Annotated in this window: 19 protein-coding genes; 9 read left to right on the plus strand and 10 right to left on the minus strand. The window is 75.2% G+C overall.

What is annotated here, in order from left to right; all coding sequences use genetic code 11:
- Nucleotides 1–4: 4 nt before the first annotated feature.
- The gene (locus ACH01S_RS05815; RefSeq protein ID WP_067886118.1) at nt 5–1,162 is read right to left on the minus strand and encodes a branched-chain amino acid ABC transporter substrate-binding protein; all 1,158 of its coding nucleotides are present in this window, start codon (nt 1,160–1,162) and stop codon (nt 5–7) included.
- 294 nt (nt 1,163–1,456) lie between these two features.
- Between ACH01S_RS05815 and ACH01S_RS05820 the strand changes: the two genes are divergently transcribed.
- The 8 genes from ACH01S_RS05820 to ACH01S_RS05855 all read left to right on the plus strand — a co-directional run bounded on the left by ACH01S_RS05820 (nt 1,457) and on the right by ACH01S_RS05855 (nt 9,404).
- Nucleotides 1,457–2,434 carry an ornithine cyclodeaminase family protein gene (locus ACH01S_RS05820; protein ID WP_067886120.1) on the plus strand — a complete coding sequence of 326 codons (978 nt, stop codon included), beginning with the start codon at nt 1,457–1,459 and terminating at the stop codon, nt 2,432–2,434.
- A gap of 61 nt (nt 2,435–2,495) precedes the next feature.
- Complete coding sequence (locus ACH01S_RS05825; protein WP_067886122.1) at nt 2,496–3,119, plus strand: helix-turn-helix domain-containing protein; 624 nt, start codon at nt 2,496–2,498, stop codon at nt 3,117–3,119.
- A 62-nt stretch (nt 3,120–3,181) separates the two neighbouring features.
- Nucleotides 3,182–4,342, plus strand: coding sequence for an NAD(P)/FAD-dependent oxidoreductase (locus ACH01S_RS05830; RefSeq protein WP_067886124.1), 1,161 nt, complete (start codon nt 3,182–3,184; stop codon nt 4,340–4,342).
- Entirely contained in the window at nt 4,339–4,641 is a 303-nt protein-coding gene (locus ACH01S_RS05835; RefSeq protein ID WP_067886126.1) for a (2Fe-2S)-binding protein, read from the plus strand. The genes ACH01S_RS05830 and ACH01S_RS05835 overlap by 4 nt, the downstream gene beginning before the upstream one ends.
- Nucleotides 4,638–6,068, plus strand: coding sequence for an FAD/NAD(P)-dependent oxidoreductase (locus ACH01S_RS05840; protein ID WP_067886129.1), 1,431 nt, complete (start codon nt 4,638–4,640; stop codon nt 6,066–6,068). Before ACH01S_RS05835 ends, ACH01S_RS05840 begins: the two co-directional genes overlap by 4 nt.
- Nucleotides 6,065–6,994 (plus strand): dihydrodipicolinate synthase family protein, encoded by a 930-nt coding sequence (locus ACH01S_RS05845; RefSeq protein ID WP_067886131.1) that lies wholly within the window; start codon nt 6,065–6,067, stop codon nt 6,992–6,994. The genes ACH01S_RS05840 and ACH01S_RS05845 overlap by 4 nt, the downstream gene beginning before the upstream one ends.
- Nucleotides 6,994–7,995 (plus strand): proline racemase family protein, encoded by a 1,002-nt coding sequence (locus tag ACH01S_RS05850; protein WP_067886133.1) that lies wholly within the window; start codon nt 6,994–6,996, stop codon nt 7,993–7,995. The genes ACH01S_RS05845 and ACH01S_RS05850 overlap by 1 nt, the downstream gene beginning before the upstream one ends.
- On the plus strand, nt 7,995–9,404 hold the full coding sequence (locus ACH01S_RS05855) for an aldehyde dehydrogenase (NADP(+)) (protein ID WP_067886136.1): 1,410 nt from the start codon (nt 7,995–7,997) through the stop codon (nt 9,402–9,404). The genes ACH01S_RS05850 and ACH01S_RS05855 overlap by 1 nt, the downstream gene beginning before the upstream one ends.
- Before the next feature lie 9 nt (nt 9,405–9,413).
- Here the strand turns inward: ACH01S_RS05855 and ACH01S_RS05860 are convergent, their stop codons facing one another.
- From ACH01S_RS05860 to ACH01S_RS05870, 3 genes are read right to left on the minus strand one after another with little or no spacing between them, the layout of a single operon-like run.
- Nucleotides 9,414–10,793: an NADP-dependent succinic semialdehyde dehydrogenase gene (locus ACH01S_RS05860; protein WP_067886138.1), complete on the minus strand. Its 1,380-nt coding sequence runs from the start codon at nt 10,791–10,793 to the stop codon at nt 9,414–9,416.
- A 36-nt stretch (nt 10,794–10,829) separates the two neighbouring features.
- Nucleotides 10,830–11,888: a lactonase family protein gene (locus ACH01S_RS05865; protein ID WP_083980401.1), complete on the minus strand. Its 1,059-nt coding sequence runs from the start codon at nt 11,886–11,888 to the stop codon at nt 10,830–10,832.
- Between the two features lie 37 nt (nt 11,889–11,925).
- Entirely contained in the window at nt 11,926–12,759 is an 834-nt protein-coding gene (locus tag ACH01S_RS05870) for an acyl-CoA thioesterase (protein WP_067886140.1), read from the minus strand.
- Between the two features lie 254 nt (nt 12,760–13,013).
- On the opposite strand from ACH01S_RS05870, the gene pgi reads away from it, so the two are divergent.
- Nucleotides 13,014–14,669, plus strand: a complete 1,656-nt coding sequence (gene pgi / locus ACH01S_RS05875; protein WP_067886142.1) for a glucose-6-phosphate isomerase — start codon at nt 13,014–13,016, stop codon at nt 14,667–14,669.
- Between the two features lie 90 nt (nt 14,670–14,759).
- Here the strand turns inward: pgi and ACH01S_RS05880 are convergent, their stop codons facing one another.
- The 6 genes from ACH01S_RS05880 to ACH01S_RS05905 all read right to left on the minus strand — a co-directional run bounded on the left by ACH01S_RS05880 (nt 14,760) and on the right by ACH01S_RS05905 (nt 18,935).
- A complete protein-coding gene (locus tag ACH01S_RS05880; protein WP_067886144.1) occupies nt 14,760–15,011 on the minus strand; it encodes an EF-hand domain-containing protein in 252 nt (83 codons plus the stop codon).
- Between the two features lie 58 nt (nt 15,012–15,069).
- Nucleotides 15,070–15,813 (minus strand): sugar isomerase domain-containing protein, encoded by a 744-nt coding sequence (locus ACH01S_RS05885; protein ID WP_067886146.1) that lies wholly within the window; start codon nt 15,811–15,813, stop codon nt 15,070–15,072.
- Nucleotides 15,806–16,288 (minus strand): PTS sugar transporter subunit IIA, encoded by a 483-nt coding sequence (locus ACH01S_RS05890; protein WP_083980366.1) that lies wholly within the window; start codon nt 16,286–16,288, stop codon nt 15,806–15,808. Before ACH01S_RS05890 ends, ACH01S_RS05885 begins: the two co-directional genes overlap by 8 nt.
- On the minus strand, nt 16,285–16,587 hold the full coding sequence (locus tag ACH01S_RS05895) for a PTS sugar transporter subunit IIB (RefSeq protein WP_067886150.1): 303 nt from the start codon (nt 16,585–16,587) through the stop codon (nt 16,285–16,287). The genes ACH01S_RS05890 and ACH01S_RS05895 overlap by 4 nt, the downstream gene beginning before the upstream one ends.
- Before the next feature lie 26 nt (nt 16,588–16,613).
- A complete protein-coding gene (ulaA, locus tag ACH01S_RS05900) occupies nt 16,614–18,047 on the minus strand; it encodes a PTS ascorbate transporter subunit IIC (protein ID WP_067886152.1) in 1,434 nt (477 codons plus the stop codon).
- Between the two features lie 156 nt (nt 18,048–18,203).
- Nucleotides 18,204–18,935 (minus strand): GntR family transcriptional regulator, encoded by a 732-nt coding sequence (locus ACH01S_RS05905; RefSeq protein ID WP_067886155.1) that lies wholly within the window; start codon nt 18,933–18,935, stop codon nt 18,204–18,206.
- Nucleotides 18,936–18,958: the final 23 nt, after the last annotated feature.

An 18,958-nucleotide genomic window follows, 5' to 3' on the forward strand; every position in this document is an offset into this window, starting at 1 on the left:
CCGCTCATGAGGTCTTGGCGTCCACCCAGGTGCCGCCGCTCTTATCCAGCTTCTTGTAGGCGGTGAACGCGCCGGCCTGGACCTGGACGGTGATGTACAGCGGGTCGGTCCGGTCGCCCTTCTGGTCGAAGGTGATCGGCCCGGTGATGCCCGGGAAGTCCTTGATCTTGTGGAGGGCGTCGATGACGTCCTTGCCATCGGTCGACCCGGCGTCGCCGATCGCCTTCGCGATGACCTTCACCGCGTCGTACTCGTACACCGAGAACGGCCCGGGGTCGGCGTTGTTCGCCGCCTTGTAGGCCGACACGAACCCGGCCGCGGCGGGCAGGTCCTTGGCGAGCGGCGCGGTGGTGGCGATGTAGCCGTCCGCCGCCGGCCCCGCCGTCTTCAGGACGGTCGAGTCGGTCGTCGCGTCCCCGCCCATCAGCGTGAACTTCAGCCCGAGCTGCTTGCGCTGTTTCATAAGGAGGCCTGCCTCGGCGAAGTACCCCGTGAAGTACAGGACGTCCGGATTGGTCGAGGCCGCCTTCGTCAGGACGGGGCTGTAGTCGGACTGGCCGGGCTGGAGCGCGTCCTCGTAGACGACCTGCCCGCCCGCCTGCTTGACGGAATTCGCCGCCGCGTCCGCGAGGCCCTTGGCGTAGGTGGTGTTGTCGTGCAGGAGCGCGACGCGCTTCGCGCCGAGCGGGCCGGTCATGAACTTCGCGGCGACGAGGCCCTGGTTGTCGTCGCGCCCGCAGGTGCGGAACACCTTGCCCTTGCCGGTGTCGGTGAGCGACGGGTTGGTGGAGGCGTCCATCACGAAGGGGACGCTCCGCCGCCCGTAGATCGGGATCGCGGGCACCGCCGCGCCCGAGCAGTAGCCGCCCGCGACCGCCACGACCTTGCTGTTCAGCAGCTTCTGCGCGGCCTGCGCGCCCTGCTGGGCGCTGCACTGGTCGTCGGCCTCCACGATGTCGATCTTGCGGCCCTTGACCCCGCCCGCCTTGTTGATCTCGGCTGCGGCGACCTTGGCGGCGGCGAGGATGTCCTGCCCCGCCGAGGCCGAGTCGCCGCTCAGCGGCGCCGGAACACCGATCTTGATCGGCCCGGACCCGTCCGACCCGCCCGAGTCCCCGCACCCCGCGGCCAGCGGCGCCACCAGCACACCGATCCCGACCACCGCGACGCCGCGAAACCGCCGCCCGCGCGGCCGGGAGGGGAGCCTGGTCCTCGGTCGGACCTCCGGTCTGGGGGTCTGGGGGTCGCCTCCCGGACCCTCGGGCGGGTGGCCCGAAGATCCTCGCTTCGCTGCGGTCATCGGGCCTCCGTCGCTCGCGGGCGGGATGGTGAAAGCGTGAAACGTCGGCGCACCTGCGTCGAGACGACCAAGCATGCGATCTCATGTAGTGATCGATAAGAACCGCTTGCCCTTCCGCGCTGGACGGCGCGGGAAGGCCCTCGGGAGGATCGTCGGATGGCCGACGTGCTGCTGCTCTCCGCCGCCGACGTGCGCGCGGTGTTCGACCTGCCCGCGGCGATCGCCTCGCAGCGCGCCGCGTTCCGCGCGCTCGGCCGCCGGGAGGCGCGGCTCGCGCCGCGGCTGCTGCTGGACGGCCCGGACGGCGACGTCGCGTTCTGCTACGTCTCCCGCATGCCCGGCACGGGCGCGGTGTCCAAGTTCGGCAGCGTGCACCCGGGCAACGCGGCGCGCGGCCTGCCGACCGTGTCGGCGCTCGTGATCGTCCAGGACCCGGAGGACGGGCGGCCCGTCGCGATCATCGAGGGCGAGTCGGTGACGACGCTGCGGACGTCCGCGGCGAGCGCGGTCGCCGCCGACCACCTCGCCGTCCCCGGCGCGTCCCGGCTCGCCGTGCTCGGCTGCGGCCCGCAGGGGCGCGCGCACGTCCGGGCGATGGCGGAGGTCAGGCCGGTCGGGCGGGTCGCGCTGGCCTGCCGCCACCCGGACACCTGCGGCGTCGCCGCCGGGCTCGCCGACGAGCTGGGCCTGCCGGTCGAGGCGGCGCCTTCCGTCCGGGACGCCGTGGAGGGCGCGCAGATCGTCGTGACCGCGACGACGAGCGCGGAGCCGGTCGTCCGCGCGGCGTGGCTCGACCCCGGCTGCACGGTCCTGAGCGTCGGCTCCTTCGCCCCGGACCGGGCGGAGGTGGACGACGACGTCCTCACCCGCGCCGCGTCGATCGTGGTGGACGACGTGCCGACCGCGCTGGAGCACGCCGGTCCGGTCGTGGCGGCGATCCGCGCGGGACGGCTCAGCCCCGAGCGGGTGCGGCCCCTCGGCCCCATCGTCGCGGGCCTCGCCGAGGGCCGCGAGTCGGACGAGGACGTCGTGTTCTACAACAGCGTCGGCGTCGGCGTGCAGGACACGGCGGCGGCGTCCGTCATCGTCGAGCGCGCCCGCGATCTCGGCGCGGGACGGCACGCGGACCTCTGACCGTCCCGCCGCCCGATAGGATGGTTCGGTATACCGAACGCTGGACGAGAGGGCGGGGACCGTGGGCGCGTCAGGGAACTCGGTGCGGGACGTGCTGGCCGGCAACCTGCGGCGCGCCCGGCTGGCGCGCGGCCTGTCGCTGTCGGAGCTGTCCCGCCGGTCGAAGATCGGGAAGGCGACGCTGTCGCAGCTGGAGGCCGGGGCGGGGAACCCGACGATCGAGACGGTGTTCAGCCTGTCCAGGGCCCTCGAAGTGCCGATCTCCGACCTGCTCGACCACCGGGAGCCGTCCGGGCCGACCGTGGTCCGCGCGGCGGACGTCGAGGTGCTGCGCGGCGCGGGCGTCGACCTGCGCCCGCTGCGCGGCATCGAGTCCGGCGGCGCGATCTTCGAGGTGTACGACCAGCAGGTCAGGGCCGGATGCCGGCAGGACTCGCTCGGCCACGTGGGGACCGAGCACACGATCGTCCAGGCCGGTCGCCTCGGCGTGCGGGTGGACGGCGCGGACGTCGAGCTCGGGCCCGGCGACTACGTGGGCTTCGACGCCCGCCTCCCGCACGCCTACACCGCGCTGGAGGGCGCCGTCCGGTCGGTGCTGCTCCTGGAGTACCGCTCCGACCAGCGCCTGCACGCCGCCCCCGAGGCGCCGCCGCATCTGCTCCGGCCGGGGGACGAGGCGCGTTGACAGGCCGCGGGCGGCGGTCCTAGTCTCGGAGCGTTCGGTTTAACGAACGAGACGGAGGGCCGATGACGCGGGTCGTGGTGGTGGGCGCCGGGATCGTCGGCACCGCCTGCGCCCGCGAGCTGACGGCCGCCGGATGCGCGGTGACCGTCGTCGAGCGGGCGCGTCCCGCCGCCGCGACCACGGCGCACGGGGAGGGCAACGTCCTCGTCTCCGACAAGGGCCCGGGGCCCGAGCTGGAGCTGGCGCGGCTGTCGCTGCGGCTCTGGCCGCGCCTCCTGGAAACGCTTCCCCATGCCGGGGCGGTCGAGTGGGACGCCAAGGGCGGGATCGTCGTCGCGACGACGCCGGAGGGCGCCGCCGCCCTGCGCGACTTCGCCGCGGGCCAGCGCGCCGCCGGGACCACCGCCGCCGAACTGGACGCCGCCGCCTTCGCCGAGGCCGAGCCGCACGCGGTGAAGGACGTCGCCGCCGCCGTCCACTATCCCGAGGACGCGCAGGTCCAGCCCGCCGCCGCGGCCACCGCGCTGCTCGGCGCCGCCGTCTCGGCCGGGGCCGTCCTGCGCACCGGATGCGAGGTGACCGGCGCCGTCACCCGCGGGGGCCGGATCACCGGCGTCCGCACCACCGGCGGGACGGTCGGCGCCGACGCCGTCGTCAACGCCGCCGGTCCGTGGTCGGGCGGGGTCGCGGCGCGGCTCGGCGTCCGGCTGGACGTCCGCCCCCGGCGCGGCGAGGTGCTCGTCACGGCCCCGCTGCCGCCGACCGTCTTCCACAAGGTCTACGACGCCGACTACGTGGGCGCGGTCGGCAGCGGCGAGGCGGAGCTCCAGGCGTCCGCCGTGGTCGAGTCGACCCGCGCGGGGACGGTCCTGATCGGCTCGACGCGCCGCCGCGTCGGGTTCGACGACCGGATCCGCCCCGGCGTGCTGTCGGTGCTCGCCGGAAGGGCGCTGCGGCTGTTCCCCTCGCTGGCCGGGGTCCCGGTGATGCGCGCGTACGGCGGGTTCCGCCCGTACGTCGCCGACCACCTCCCCGTGATCGGCCCCGACCCGGAGCTGGCCGGGCTCTGGCACGCCACCGGCCACGAGGGCGCCGGGATCGGGCTCGCCGCCGGGACCGCCGCCGTCCTGCGCGACCTGCTGCTCGGCCGCGAACCCGAGGTCGACGCCGCGCCGTTCCGCGTGGACCGGCCCGCCGTCCGCCCGGAGGGACGCGCCGCATGAGGCTCGTGGCCGACGACCCGGTCGGACGCCGCGACGTCCCGCTGCGGATCACCGTGGACGGCGAGCCGGTCGCCGGGATCGCGGGCCAGACCATCGCGGGCGTGCTGCTCGCCGCCGGCCGCCGCGCCTGGCGGACGGGCCCGTCCGGCGCGCCGCGCGGCGTGTTCTGCGGCATCGGCGTGTGCTTCGACTGCCTGGTGACCGTGAACGGCGTCCGCGACGTGCGCGCCTGCGCCCGCCGCGCCCGCGACGGCGACGCGGTGACCACCCAGTCCCGGCTCCCGGAGAACCCGCGATGACGAGGCATGTCGTGGTGGTCGGGGCCGGGCCCGCGGGGCTCGGGGCGGCGGCGGGGGCGCTGCGGGCCGGGGCGGCGGTGACGCTGCTCGACGCCGCCGAGAACCCGGGCGGCCAGTTCCACCGGATGCTTCCCGGCGCCTTCGCCGCCGCCGACCCCGGGCGCCTCCACCACGGCTGGCGCGGCTTCGAGCGGCTCCGCGACCACGTGCTCGGGCACGCGCGGTGCGAGTGGTGGCCGGAGAGCGCGGTGTGGGCGGTCGAGCGTCCCGACGAAGGCGTCCCGCACGTCCACGTGCTGCGCGGCGAGGCCGACGGAGCCGGACGGGAGCGGCACGTGCTCGCGCCCGACGCGCTCGTCCTCGCGCCCGGCGCGCATGACCGCGTGCTGCCGTTCCCCGGATGGGAGCTGCCCGGCGTCCACACCGCCGGGGCGGCGCAGGCCCTCGTCAAGGGCGAGCGGCTCGTCATCGGAGACAGCGTGCTGATCGCCGGGTCCGGGCCGTTCCTGCTCCCGGTCGCCGCGTCGCTGCTGGACGCGGGCGCCGCCGTCCGCGCCGTGCTGGAGGCCAACCCCGCGTCCACCGTGGCGCGGGGCTGGGGACGCCGCCCGTGGGAGCTCGCCGCCGAGTCCGCCAAGGCCGGTGAGCTGGCCGGATACCTCGGCCTGCTCGCCCGCCGCCGCGTCCCGTACCGGACGGGCCGCGCCGTCGTCGAGGCGCGCGGCGACGGACGCGTCGAGGAGGCGGTCACGGCGCGGCTGCGTCCCGACTGGTCCGTCGTGCCCGGCACCGAGCGCACGACCCCCGTCGACGCGCTGTGCGTCACCCACGGCTTCAGCCCGCGCCTCGAACTCCCCGCCGCCGCCGGGTGCGCGCTCCGCGCCGGCGCGTTCACCGAGGTGGACGCCGACCAGCGGACCACCGTCCCCGGCGTCCTCGCCGCCGGGGAGATCACCGGCATCGCGGGGGCGCAGGCCGCCCGCACCGAGGGCCTCCTCGCCGGGTGGATCGCCGGGGGAGGCGCCCCGGACGCCCCCGAGGCGGTCCGGACGCGCCGCCGCCGCGACCGGGCCCGCGCGTTCGCCGCGCGGCTCGCCGCCGCGCATCCGGTCGGCGCGGCGTGGCCCGGCTGGCTCCGCCCGGAGACCGTCGTGTGCCGCTGCGAGGAGACGACCTACAGCGCGCTGCTGAGCGCGGGCGGCGACCCGTCCCGCGGCTCGGCGCACGCGGTCAGGCTCGGCACCCGCGCGGGCCTCGGCCCCTGCCAGGGGCGCGTGTGCGGCCCCACCGTCGCCGAGCTGCTGCCGGACGTGGGCGCGGACCCGCACCACCGCCCGGTCGCGCAGCCGATCCGGCTCGGCGAACTGGCCGAGCCGCCGGTCGAGAACCAGATCGAGAACACCGACAGGAAAGAGAACGCCCGATGAGCGACACGCAGCCCACCGGCCTCGGCGGCGTCATCGTGGCCACGGCCCTGCCCTACCGCGCGGACACCGCCGCGCCCGCCGGGCTCGCCGTCGACTACGACGCCTACGCCGAGCACTGCCGCTGGGTGGTCGGCAACGGCTGCCGCGGCGTCGGCCCGAACGGCTCCCTCGGCGAGTACTCCTCGCTGACCGACGCCGAGCGCCGCCGCGTCGCCCGCACCGCCGTGGAGGCGGTCGGCGGGGACGGCGTGGTCGTCGCCGGGGTCCACGCCCCCGGCTCCCACCAGGCCCGGCACTGGGCCGAGATCGCCGCCGAGGACGGCGCGGACGGCGTCCTCTGCCTCCCCCCGACCATGTACCGGGCCAACCGGGGCGAGATCGTCGCGCACTTCGAGGCCGTCGCGTCCGTGGGGCTGCCGGTCATGGTCTACAACAACCCGATCGACACCAAGGTCGACCTGACGCCCGACCTGCTCGCGGAGATCGCGCAGATCGACGGGGTGGTGGCGGTCAAGGAGTTCTCCGGGGACGTCCGCCGTGTCCTGGAGATCCGGGAGAAGGCGCCCGGGCTGGCGGTGGTCGCGGGCGCGGACGACGTCGTCCTGGAATCGCTGCTGGTGGGCGCGACCGGATGGTTCGCGGGCTTCCCGAACGTGTTCCCCGCCGAGTCGGCGCTGCTGTACGACCTCGCCACCGGCGGCGCGCTGGAGGAGGCCCGCGCGCTGTACGAGCCGCTCGTCGCCGCGTTCCGCTGGGACTCGCGCACCGAGTTCGTCCAGGCGATCAAGCTCGGGATGGACCTCGTCGGCCGGTACGGCGGGCCGTGCCGCCCGCCGCGCGGACCGCTCGCCGCCGCGCACCGCGCCGCCGTCGCCGACGACATGGCCCGCGCCGTCGCGGCCCTCGACCGGCGGCGGGCCGCCTGATGCGCTCGGTCCGGACGATCAGCGCCGTCGACTCCCACACCGAGGGGAACCCGGCCCGGATCATCACCGGCGGCGTCGCGCCGATCCCCGGCGACACTATGGCCGCGAAGCGGCTGCACGCGATCGAGCACCTGGACGGCCTGCGCCGCTTCCTCATGGACGAGCCCCGCGGCCACTCCGCGATGAGCGGCGCGATCCTCCAGGAGCCGACCCGCCCGGACGCGGACTGGGGCGTCGTCTACATCGAGGTGTCGGGGTTCCTGCCGATGTGCGGGCACGGCACGATCGCGCTGGCGACCGTCCTCGTCGAGACGGGCATGGTCGAGGTCACCGAGCCGGAGACCGTCGTCCGGCTGGACGCGCCCGCCGGGCTCGTCGAGGCGAGGGTCGCGGTCCGCGGCGGGCGGGCGGAGAGCGTCACGCTGCGTATGGTGCCGTCCTTCCTGCTCGAACGCGACGCCGTGGTGGACGTCCCGGGGCTCGGCGAAGTCCGCTACGACATGGCCTACGGCGGCAACTTCTACGCGATCACCGAGCTGGACGCCCTCGGCCTGCCGTTCGACCGGTCCCGCAAGGACGACATCGTCCGCGCCGGGCTCGCGATCATGGCCGCGATCAACGAGCGGAACCCGCCGGCGCACCCGGAGGCGCCGGGCGTCGGCGGCAACAAGCACGTCCAGTTCCTCGCGCCCGGCTCCGACGCGAAGCGGTCCCGCAACGCCATGGCGATCCACCCCGGCTGGTTCGACCGGTCGCCGTGCGGCACCGGGACCTGCGCGCGGATGGCGCAGCTGCACGCGCGCGGTGACCTGCCCCTGGACACCGGGTTCGTGAACGAGTCGTTCATCGGCACCCGCTTCCACGGCCGGCTCGTCGGCACGACCGAGGTCGGCGGGCTCCCGGCCGTCGTCCCGGAGATCTCCGGCCGCGCCTGGATCACCGGCACCGCCACCTACCTCCTCGACCCCGCCGACCCGTTCCCCGAGGGCTTCTCCTTCTGATGAACCACGCTCCGAAGACCCCCGTCGACGCCGCGGTGTCGGCCGCGGTGTCCGCCGCGCCCGGCTGGGCCGCCGCGCCGCCCGGGACCCGCGCCGCCGCCCTGACCTCGGTCGCCGCCGCCCTGGAGGACGCCAGGGCCGACCTCGTCGCCCTCGCCGGCGCGGAGACGCGCCTCGGCGAGGCCCGGCTGAACGGCGAGCTGACGCGCACGACGTTCCAGCTCGCGATGTTCGCCGACGCCGTCCGCGCGGGCGCCTTCCACGACGCGCGCATCGACCGCCCCGACCCGGACTGGCCCACCGGCCCACGCCCCGACCTGCGCCGCTACCGGACGCCCGTCGGGCCCGTCCTGGTGTTCGCGGCGAGCAACTTCCCGTTCGCGTTCAGCGTCGCGGGCGGCGACACCGCGTCCGCGTGGGCGGCGGGCTGCCCGGTCGTGGTCAAGGCCCACCCCGGGCACCCGCGCCTGTCCCGCCGGACGGCCGAGGCGATCCGCGCCGCCGGGCTCCCGGCCGGCGTGTTCGGCCTCATCGAGGGAGAGGACGCGGGCGTCGAGGCCCTGCGGCATCCCGGCGTCGCCGCCGCCGCGTTCACCGGCTCGCAGCGCGGCGGGCTGGCGCTCGCGGGGATCGCCGCCGAGCGTCCCGTGCCGATCCCGTTCTACGCGGAGATGGGCAGCGTCAACCCGTCCGTCGTGACGCCCCGCGCCGCGCGGGCGCGCGGCGACGAGATCGCCCAGGGGTACGCGGCGTCGCTCACCCTGGGCGCGGGGCAGTTCTGCACCAACCCCGGCCTGCTGTTCGCGCCCGCCGGGCTGGTGGGCCGGCTCGCCGGGCGCGTCCGGGACGTCCCGGACGCGCCGATGCTGAACGACCGCATCCGGTCCGCGTTCCTCGCCGGGGCGGACGCGCTGGCGGCCCGCCCCGGCGTCCGGCGGCTGGTCTGGCCGGACGACCCGTCCTCCACCGCGCCGCGCCTGCTCGCCACGGACCTGGACGCGTTCGACGCCGGCGCCGCCGCGGAGTGCTTCGGCCCGCTCGGGCTGGTCGTCGCCTACGAGCGGACGTCCGACCTGCCCGGCGTCCTCGCGGCGCTGCCGGGCCAGCTCACCGCGTCCCTGCACGCCGAACCGGACGAGGCCGCCGGCCTCGCCGCGCTCGCCGGGGTGCTCGCGGGACGCGCCGGACGCGTCCTGTGGAACCAGTGGCCGACCGGCGTGTCCGTCACCCACGCGATGCAGCACGGCGGCCCGTACCCGGCGACGACCGCGCCGTCCACCACCTCGGTCGGGACGGCGGCGATCGACCGGTTCCTGCGTCCCGTCGCGTTCCAGGGCTGGCCGCCAGAGCTGCTGCCGCCCCCGCTGCGCGACGACAACCCGTGGAACGTCCCGCAGGACGTCCGCTAGGAGGAGGGGTCAGCCGACCCAGACCGTCTTGGCGTTGCAGAACGCGTGCATGCCCTCGGCGGACAGCTCGCGCCCGTAGCCGGAGCGCTTCGTCCCGCCGAACGGCAGCTCCGGGTAGGACGTCGTCATCCCGTTGACGAACACCTGCCCGGCGTCCAGTTCCCGGACGAACCGCTCCCGCTCGGCGTCGTCGCGCGTCCACGCGTTGGAGCCGAGCCCGAAGCCCGTGGCGTTCGCGACCTCGACCGCCTCCGACACCCCGCGCACGCGGAACAGCGACGCGACCGGCGCGAACACCTCCTCGTGGTACATCCGCATCTCCGGCGTCACCCCGGACACGACGGTCGGCGGGTAGAACCAGCCCGGGCCGTCCGGGCGCTCGCCGCCGCACAGCACCCGCGCGCCCTTCGCGACCGCGTCCGCGACCAGCTCCTCGGTCTCGGCGCGGGCCCGCTCGCTGACGAGGGGGCCGATGTCGGTGGCCTCGTCCAGCGGGTCGCCGACCCTCTTCGCGCGCATGTTCGCGACGAACCGCCGCTCGAACTCGTCCGCGCAGCCGATGTCGACGATGAACCGCTTCGCCGAGATGCAGCTCTGCCCGTTGTTGAGGCACCGGGACTCCGCCGCCGTCCACGCCGCCGCCTCGATGTCGGCGGACGGCATCACGACGAACGGGTCGCTGCCGCCGAGCTCCAGCACCGTCGTCTTGACCTCGCTCCCGGCGATCGAGGCGACCGACCGCCCGGCGGGCTCGCTGCCGGTGAGCGTCGCCGCCTTCACCCTCGGGTCCCGCAGCACCCGCTCGACCTGCGACGACCCGATCAGCAGCGCCTGGAACGCGCCCTCGGGGAACCCGGCGCGGCGGAACACCTCCTCCAGGAACAGCGCCGTCTGCGGGACGTTCGACGCGTGCTTCAGCAGCCCCACGTTCCCCGCCATCAGCCCCGGCGCGGCGAACCTGATCACCTGCCACAGCGGGAAGTTCCACGGCATGACCGCGAGGACCGGCCCGAGCGGCTCGTAGCGGACGTAGGCGTCGCGCGCGTCCACGTCGCGGGGGTCGGCGGGACGCCGGTCGGCGAGGAACTCCGCCGCGTGCTCCGCGTAGTACCGGCACGCCTTCGCGCACTTGCGCGCCTCCGCGCCGGCGGCCTTCAGCGTCTTGCCCATCTCCGCGGTCATGATCGCGGCGATCCGGTCGGCCTCCCGGTCGAGGACGTCGGCCGCCGCGTTCATCCACCCGGCGCGCTCGGCGAGCGCGGTCGTCCGATAGGAGGCGAACGTCTGCGCCGCCCGGGCGATCCGCCGGTCGACCTCCTCGTCGGTCAGCGCGTCGAAGGTCTTCTCCACCTCGCCCGTCGCGGGGTTGGTCGTCGCGATCGTCGTCATGCCCGGGACGTGCCCGTGGCGCCGACCAGGAAACCGTCAGGCGGGTATCACGCAGACGGGCGACGGCACCTCCAGCGGCGGGCCGGCCGGGACGGGCACGCCGTCCGCGCCGATCCGGAACGTCGCGACCGTGTCGTCGTGCTGGTTGGCCACGTGCATCCAGGCGCCGTCCGTCCAGGCGTCGTCGACGTGGAGGTCGCGGGGGCCGCGCCCGCCGGACGGGACGTCCGCGACCGCCGCCAGCGCGGCGCCGCCGTCCAGCACCCGGTGGGCGGTCACGACGTCCGCGCCGCGCGTGGAGGTGTACACGAACCGCCCGCCGCCGCCGAGCCCGATCGCCCCGGGCAGCGGCGTGCCGCCCGCCGGAGCGGCCGTCACGGGCGTCTCCGCGACGACCTCCAGCCGCGCGTACCCGTCCACCGGCCGCAGCACGAGGACGGTCGCGGCCAGCTCGGTCACCACGTGCACGTACCCGCCCGGATGGACGACCAGGTGCCGAGGGCCGGACCCCGGCGGGACCGGCGTCTCCCCGGCGAGGCGCAGCGCGCCGCCCTCGATCCGGAACGACCGGACGAGGTCGGCGCCGAGGTCGGTGGTCAGGACGGTCCCGTCCGGCGCGGAGGCGCTCGCGTGGGCGTGCGGCCCCTCCTGCCGGTCCGCGCGCGGCCCGCCGCCGTGCCCTTCGGCGACGGCGGGCTCGCCCGCGAACGCGCCGTCCGGGCCGAGCGGGACGGCCCGGACCGTCCCCGACCCGTAGTCCGCGACGACGAGGTGCCGCGCGCCGGGCGGCACGTGCAGGTGGCACGGCAGCGCGCCCGCCGCGCGGCTCCCGATCTCGCGGAGCCGCCCGCCGGACGCGACGCCGGACGCGTCGAACGCGACGACGCCGCCCTCGTCCTCCTCCCGCACCGCGTAGAGGACGTCCCCGCCGGGACGCACCGCCAGGTACGACGGGCTCACCGCCTCGGCGGCCAGCAGGGGAGCGGTCAGGACGCCGTCGTCGCGCCGCGTGACCCGGTAGATCCCGGCGCCTCGCCCGGCCCCGCCGGTGTAGGTGCCCACCCAGAACGCCCGCTCGCCCACCAGAACTCCCATCACGCCGAGACGGGGTGAGCCTAGCGCGAGCGGAGGGTCACTCCGTTGACCGGGCGGACGACACGGGACGCAGGAGCGCCTCCTGCTGGACGGACGCGAGCAGCGTGCCGTCCTCGGCGCGGAGGGCGCCGCGGGCGAGGCCGCGGGCGCCGTGGTTCGTCACCGGGTCCACCGTGTAGAGCAGCCACCGGTCGACGCGCGGCGGACGGTGGAACCACACCGCGTGGTCCAGCGACACCGCAGTGGCCAGCTCGCGCGGCGAGCCCGGCGCGCGGGCGCCGCTGACCACCGCCATGTCCGACAGGTAGGCGATCAGGCAGGCGTGCAGGCCCGGGTCGTCGCCGACCGGGTCCGCCGCCCGGATCCAGAACGGGTGGCGGAGCGGGAACCCGCCCTCCTCCGGCGGGTCGACCAGGCGGACGTCGAACCCGAACGGGCGTCCGAAGAACTCCGGCGGGACGAGCTCGGTCAGGCCCTCCGGGCCGGGCGTGCCGGACGGCGCCTCCTCCTGCCAGTCGAACCCGTCCTCCGGGTCGTGGAACGAGGCGATCAGCTCCAGGATCGGCTTGCCGCCCTGGCTCGCCGTGACGTGCCGGGTGGAGAAGGACCGGCCGTCCCTCGTGCGGGCGACCTCGAACGTCAGCGGCTCGTCCGGCATGCCCGGGCGGATGAAGTAGGCGTGCAGCGAGTGCGGCGGCCGCCCGTCCGCCGTGAGGCACGCGGCGCGCAGGCTCTGCCCGGCGACCTGCCCGCCGAACAGCCGGGGCCGCCCCACCGACCGGGACGTGGTGGCGAACACGTCCTCGCCGAGCGGCGCGAGGTCGAACAGCCGCGCGAGCCGGGAGGGTGCCTCGGAAGGGATGTCGCTCATCGGGAACCTCCTGCGCCTGCCGCCGTGCTCGCTCGTGCCCGCTCGTGCCCGCTCGTGGCCGCGACCTTATCGGCGCGGCGGCGGGCGGCCCCGCATCGGGTGGGACGCCTGCGCGTCCGGGCGGCGCCCTGATACGGTCACGCGCGGTCGACCTATGATCGCCGGCAGGGGACGGCGGGCGCCCGGGGGACGCGGCGCCCGTCCTCGCTCCGTGAGGGGACGGGCCCCGCCGCGCGAGGAGATGAGAGAAGGCAATGGCTGATATCACCGAGTCGCCGGAGTGGTCCGCGCTGGCCGACCACCAGGCGGCGCTCGCCGGGCGGCACCTGCGCGAGCTGTTCGCGGACGACCCGGGCCGCGCCGACCGCATGACGGTGACCGCGGGGGACCTGTACCTGGACTACTCCAAGCACCGCGCCACCGCCGACACGGTGCGGCTGCTGGTCGCGCTCGCCGAGCGGGCCGGGCTGCGCGGGCGGATCGACGCGATGTTCGCGGGGGAGCGCATCAACGTCAGCGAGGACCGGGCCGTCCTGCACACGGCGCTGCGGCTGCCGCCCGGCGAGGCGCTCGCCGTCGACGGCCAGGACGTGGCGGGCGACGTGCACGCCGTCCTCGACAAGATGGCCGACTTCGCCGGGCGCGTCCGCGCGGGGGAGTGGACCGGCTTCACCGGCAAGACGATCACGACGGTCGTGAACATCGGCATCGGCGGCTCCGACCTCGGCCCCGCCATGGCGTACGAGGCGCTGCACGACTACGCCGACGCGGGGATCTCGTGCCGGTTCGTGTCCAACATCGACCCGGCCGACATCGTCGGGAAGCTCGCCGACCTCGACCCCGAGCGGACGCTGTTCGTCGTCGCCTCCAAGACGTTCGGGACGCTGGAGACGCTCACCAACGCCAAGGCCGCCCGGCGGTGGCTGGTCGACCGGCTCGGCGCCGACGAGGCCGTGTCGCGGCACTTCGTCGCGGTGTCGACCAACGCCGAGCGGGTCGCGGACTTCGGCATCGACACCGCCAACATGTTCGGCTTCTGGGACTGGGTCGGCGGGCGCTACTCCTTCGACGGCGCCATCGGCCTGTCCCTGATGATCGCGATCGGCGGCGAGGCGTTCCGCGAGATGCTCGCCGGGTTCCGCGAGATCGACGAGCACTTCCGCACCGCGCCGTTCGAGGCGAACATGCCGGTGCTGATGGGCCTGCTCGGCGTCTGGTACACCGACTTCTTCGGCGCGCAGACCCGGGCCGTGCTGCCCTACAGCCAGCGGCTCGCGCGCTTCCCCGCCTACCTCCAGCAGCTCACGATGGAGTCGAACGGCAAGTCGGTGCGGGCGGACGGCGCGCCCGTCGTCGCGCAGACCGGCGAGATCTTCTGGGGCGAGCCGGGCACCAACGGGCAGCACGCCTTCTACCAGCTCCTGCACCAGGGGACGCGGCTCGTCCCGGCCGACTTCATCGGCTTCGCCGAGCCGTTCGCCGAGCCCGCCGTCGACGGCGCCGCCGGGTCCGCCGGGATGCACGACCTGCTCACCGCGAACCTGCTCGCGCAGACGTCCGCGCTCGCGTTCGGCAAGACGGCCGAGGAGATCGCGGCCGAGGGGACGCCGGCGGCGATCGTCCCGCACAAGGTCATGCCGGGCAACCGCCCGACCAGCACGATCCTCGTGCCGAAGCTCACGCCGAAGACGCTCGGCTCGCTCGTCGCCCTCTACGAGCACATCGTCTTCGTCGAGGGGACGATCTGGGGCATCGACTCCTTCGACCAGTGGGGCGTCGAGCTGGGCAAGGTGATGGCGATGGACCTCGCGCCCGCGCTCACCTCGGCGGAGCCGCCGGCGCGGGCGCCGGACCCCTCGACCGCCGCGCTCGTCCGCCGGTACCGCGAGCTGCGCGGCCGCCGCGTCTGACCCCGCGGACGACCCCCGAGGGCGAAACGACCCCCGAAAACGACATGGGGCCCGCCGGTCGGAACCGGCGGGCCCTTCGCGTGCGGTCGGTCAGGCGCGTGCCACGGGGCCGTCGGCCCAGCCCTGGGCCTCCATGATGGCGCGGAACTCCTCGTAGGAGATGAACCCGTCGAGGTTGCTGTCGGCCTTCTCGAACCTGTCCTGCGTCTCCGAGCGCGTCCACGACAGGCCGAGCTCCTCCAGGACGAGCGTGAACTCCATCAGGTCGAGCCTGTCGTCGCCGCCGAGGTCCGCGCGCCTGAACACGGTGGGAAGGTCGTCCCCGGTCGGTGTTGTCGTCATCTCGCTCCTCGTTCTGGTCAGATGTGCCGCATCCTGCCACAGCGGGAGCCGTTCCGCGCTACGCGTCGCCGGTCAGCTCGGGGATGCGGTGCCGGTAGCGCTCCAGCAGCGCGATGTTCACCTCGTCGCCGCCGGGGACGTTCGCGCTCGTCCAGCGGGGCAGCTCCACCCCGCGCTCCGCGGCGAGGTCGTCGAGCGCGGCCAGCACCCGCGACCACGCGTACGCGGCGAGGATCGTGGACACCGCCGCCGTGCGCGGCCCCGCCGCCGGGTGGACGACGTCGCCCGGCGGGACGCGCGTGTCCAGCACGATCGAGGCGTGGTCGGCGAGCGTCGTCGCGGTCCGCGCGGCCGCGCCCTCCGCCGCCCGCGCCGACGTCACCGCGACGACCGGCACCCCGCGCGCCGCGCACTCGGCGGCGACCTCGACGGGGTAGGGGTTGCGCCCGCTGGTGGAGAACACGACCGCCACGTCCGGCGGGGCGGGCGCGGCGGCCTCCACCACGGCCCGCCCGACCCCGGCGCGGCGCTCGACGCGCGTGCTCCGGACGGCGTGGTCGAGCGGGAACACGCCGGGGTCCCAGATCGGGCGGACGGCGGCGAGCCCGCCCGCCCGGTAGAACGTCTCGAACACCATGGCGAGGGAGTGCCCCGCCCCGGCGACGTGGACGATCCCGTCCGCCTCCACCGACGCCAGCAGCAGCGCGGCGGCGTCGCCGACCGCCGCGCCGGAGGCGGCGTCGAGATCGTCCAGCAGCGTCCGCACCCGGCTGGAGAACTCGGACCGGGTGCTCTCAAGCATCGGGGACGGCCTCCTTCAGCACGCGGGCGAGGTCCCGCTCGCCGGACGCGCCGCGGAGCCGGTCGGCCAGCCCCCCGGACAGCGCCCGGGCCAGCGCGGACAGCGTCCCGACGTGCACGTCCGGGTCGGGCGTGCAGAACGCGAGCAGCAGGTCGACGGGGTCGTTGTCAGGGTGCCCGAACTCGACGGGCGACGCCAGCCGGGTCACGCCGACGCCGACCGCGAGCCCGCCCTCCTCCGGACGGGCGTGGACGAGCGCGAGCCCCTTCGTCAGCACGATGTAGGGGCCGTTCTCCTCCACCACGCGGACGCACGCCTCCGGGTAGCCCTCGCCCGCCGCGCCGGCGGCGACCAGCGCGGCCGCCGCCGCCCGGACGGCCTCCCGCCAGTCGTCCGCCGCGACCGCGTCGGTCGCCGTGACCACCGGCGCCCGCCGGGGGGCCTCGGGGGTCGTCCCCTCGGAACGATCCGTCATGGCAGCCAGCCCTGGTCGGTGAGGCGGTCGCGGAGCTGCGCCTCCAGGCCGTCCTTGTCCAGGAAGTCGCTGACCGTGATCACCACGGGCGCCAGCTCGGAGATCTCGCTGGTGTGCATGCCCTGGCCGATCACCACGTCGGGCGTCATCCCGCGCGCCGTGGACACGTCGGTGTTCTCCACCCGGGCGTCCACGCCGAGCGAGCGGAGTGCGTCCTCGGCGGTCATCTTCAGCATCAGGCTGGAGCCCATCCCGACGCCGCAGACGGCGAGGACCTCCAGTCGCCGGTCCAATGCCATGTCGCCCCTCTCTCGTTGCGGTTGCGTCATGCCTCGGCGGGGGCGCTCTCGGGCGCCGCCGCGTCGCCGGGCTCGTCCGCCCGGCGCTTCTCGGCGCGGCCGAGCAGCACCAGCGTCGCCACCATCGCGGCGAGCGCGACGGCGGGCACGAGCCAGATCGAGTTCCCGCCGACGACCGGGTCGGCGGCCTTCAGCAGCCACGCGATCGCGTACCAGTCGGGGTCGGCGAGGGTCGAAAGCTCCGGCGCGGTCTTGTCGAACAGGTCCCAGGTGACGGCCTGCCCGACGGCGAGGACCAGGCCGGTGATCACGCCGCCGAGGACGGCGCCGCGCCAGCCCGCCACCACGTTGCCGAACAGCGCGGCCGCGCCGCCGACGAAGAACAGCATGATCATGGGCGGGGCGAGGGTGAACCAGCCCGCCCCGGCGAACACCCCGAGGCAGATCAGGAACACGCCGGTGGACGCCACGAACCCGACCATCACGGCGGTCGGCGCGACGGGGAACACGGTCGGCGCGTCCAGCGCGGGGCGGGTGCCCGGGATCACCCGGTCGCTGAACCCCTTGAACGCGGGGACGATCTCGCCGAGGAACATCCGCACGCCGAACAGCAGGATCGCGATGCCGCCCGCGAACCGCAGGCCGACCAGCAGCGCCCACACCCAGGGGGACAGCTTGGCGTCCATCTCGGCGGCGGCCTTGGTCACCACGCCGTGGTCGGCGAGCGCCACCCCGATCAGCATGATCACTGAGATGATCAGCGCGGTGCTGACGTTGACGTCCTTGAAGAACGAGAGCTGGCGGGGCAGCTTCAGCTTCTCGGTGTCGTGCTTCTCGCGGCTGCCGAGCGGGCGGGCGGCGTAGCCGGTGATCAGGCAGGCGAGCGAGCTGGTATGGGCGTAGCCGAACCGGTCGTCCGGCATGACGCGGCGCATCAGCGGGCGCATCCACAGCGGCTGGAGCGTCCAGTACGCGGCGACGAACCCAGCGCCGCACAGCACCAGCGTGAACTGGTCGGCGCCCGGCGCGATCGTGACCAGCGACGCGACCGTCACCGTGCTGACCCAGAACATGAGGTGCCCGGTCAGGTACAGGTACCGGGCGGCCGGGAACAGCCGCACCACCAGGACGTGGACGAGGAACGCGACGGTGATGACGAGCGCGATCGTCCCGCCCTGGTCGGTGAGGAAGTCGGCGAGGCTCCGGTCCGCCTTCGGCGGCGTCGTGCCCATCGCGCTCGCGAGGACGGTCTGGAAGCTCGTCAGCCCGCCCGTGAACACCTCGACGCCGATGAACAGGATCACGACGCCGATGGTGGCGCGCAGCGCGCCGGCGAAGACGTCCTCGAACCGCTTGCGCTGCAGCACCAGGCCGATGAGGGTGATGAGCCCGATGAGGATGGGCACCTGGCCGAACACGTTGTCCGCCAGGAAGGTGAGGATGTCCTTGATGACGTCCATGGGTGAAAGCCTCACTTCTCGGGGGTGGGTCGTGCGCTGTCGCCCCCGTCAGCGCGGATGGACGGTCGTGCGTCCGGGCGGCGCGTCCGGAGCGTGCCGGGCCGCCTGTCTGTCGGGTGGGTGGTGGGTGGCCGGTCCTTCGCGGTGGCCGGTCGTTCAGTGGGTGGGTGGTCGCAGGTCCAGTTCCAGCCGGTACCGGTCGCCCCGGTACAGGGAGCGGACGTATTCCAGGGGACGGCCGCGCTCGTCCCGCGTGACCCGCTCGAACAGGAACGCCGGCGTGTGCACCGGCACGCCCAGCTCGGCGGCCTCCTCGGCGGTGGTCACGGTCGGCTCGATCGTCTCGGTGCCCGAGGCGATCTCGACGCCGTTGCCGCGCAGCAGGTCGTAGAAGGAGCGCCCCTCCAGGTCGTGCCGGCGGAGCCCGGGCATCAGCGAGCGCGGCAGGTACAGCGTCTCGATGGCCATGGAGGCGCCGTCCGCGAGCCGGAGCCGGCGAATGGTAAATACCTCTTCGACGGGGGAGAGGGCCAGCCGCCTGCCGATCCGCGCCCCCGCGGTCTCGGTGCGGAACGACAGGACCCGGCCGCCCGGCTTCATCCCGCGCCTGATCATGTCCTCGGTGAACGAGGTCATGGTCAGCGACACGGCGATCCGGGGTTCGGCCACGTAGGTGCCGCTCCCGTGCCGCCGGTCGAGCAGGCCCTCGGCGACGAGGCCGTCGATGGCCTGGCGCAGGGTGGGCCGGGACACGCCGAGCTCTTCGGCCAGCTTCCGCTCCGACGGCAGGGCGTCCCCGACGTCGAGCCCGTCCAGCATCGCGAGGAGCTCGCGGCGGACCGCCTGCCGTTTCGTGCTCCCGGACCGGGTCTCACCGGTGGATGTCATGCCGCTCACCCCCTTCGATGCTC

It is taken from the genome of Actinomadura chibensis NBRC 106107, from assembly GCF_001552135.1.
GTDB lineage: Bacteria > Actinomycetota > Actinomycetes > Streptosporangiales > Streptosporangiaceae > Spirillospora > Spirillospora chibensis.

What these genes read in the sequence shown, in the direction of transcription:
- ACH01S_RS05880 (WP_067886144.1), bottom strand. Translation starts at nt 15,011, where the DNA reads ATGACGACAACACCGACCGGGGACGACCTTCCCACCGTGTTCAGGCGC.
- ulaA (WP_067886152.1), bottom strand. Translation starts at nt 18,047, where the DNA reads ATGGACGTCATCAAGGACATCCTCACCTTCCTGGCGGACAACGTGTTC.
- ACH01S_RS05820 (WP_067886120.1), top strand. Translation starts at nt 1,457, where the DNA reads ATGGCCGACGTGCTGCTGCTCTCCGCCGCCGACGTGCGCGCGGTGTTC.
- ACH01S_RS05905 (WP_067886155.1), bottom strand. Translation starts at nt 18,935, where the DNA reads ATGACATCCACCGGTGAGACCCGGTCCGGGAGCACGAAACGGCAGGCG.
- ACH01S_RS05840 (WP_067886129.1), top strand. Translation starts at nt 4,638, where the DNA reads ATGACGAGGCATGTCGTGGTGGTCGGGGCCGGGCCCGCGGGGCTCGGG.
- ACH01S_RS05865 (WP_083980401.1), bottom strand. Translation starts at nt 11,888, where the DNA reads ATGGGAGTTCTGGTGGGCGAGCGGGCGTTCTGGGTGGGCACCTACACC.
- pgi (WP_067886142.1), top strand. Translation starts at nt 13,014, where the DNA reads ATGGCTGATATCACCGAGTCGCCGGAGTGGTCCGCGCTGGCCGACCAC.
- ACH01S_RS05830 (WP_067886124.1), top strand. Translation starts at nt 3,182, where the DNA reads ATGACGCGGGTCGTGGTGGTGGGCGCCGGGATCGTCGGCACCGCCTGC.
- ACH01S_RS05860 (WP_067886138.1), bottom strand. Translation starts at nt 10,793, where the DNA reads ATGACGACGATCGCGACGACCAACCCCGCGACGGGCGAGGTGGAGAAG.
- ACH01S_RS05835 (WP_067886126.1), top strand. Translation starts at nt 4,339, where the DNA reads ATGAGGCTCGTGGCCGACGACCCGGTCGGACGCCGCGACGTCCCGCTG.
- ACH01S_RS05870 (WP_067886140.1), bottom strand. Translation starts at nt 12,759, where the DNA reads ATGAGCGACATCCCTTCCGAGGCACCCTCCCGGCTCGCGCGGCTGTTC.
- ACH01S_RS05850 (WP_067886133.1), top strand. Translation starts at nt 6,994, where the DNA reads ATGCGCTCGGTCCGGACGATCAGCGCCGTCGACTCCCACACCGAGGGG.
- ACH01S_RS05895 (WP_067886150.1), bottom strand. Translation starts at nt 16,587, where the DNA reads ATGGCATTGGACCGGCGACTGGAGGTCCTCGCCGTCTGCGGCGTCGGG.
- ACH01S_RS05890 (WP_083980366.1), bottom strand. Translation starts at nt 16,288, where the DNA reads ATGACGGATCGTTCCGAGGGGACGACCCCCGAGGCCCCCCGGCGGGCG.
- ACH01S_RS05855 (WP_067886136.1), top strand. Translation starts at nt 7,995, where the DNA reads ATGAACCACGCTCCGAAGACCCCCGTCGACGCCGCGGTGTCGGCCGCG.
- ACH01S_RS05885 (WP_067886146.1), bottom strand. Translation starts at nt 15,813, where the DNA reads ATGCTTGAGAGCACCCGGTCCGAGTTCTCCAGCCGGGTGCGGACGCTG.
- ACH01S_RS05845 (WP_067886131.1), top strand. Translation starts at nt 6,065, where the DNA reads ATGAGCGACACGCAGCCCACCGGCCTCGGCGGCGTCATCGTGGCCACG.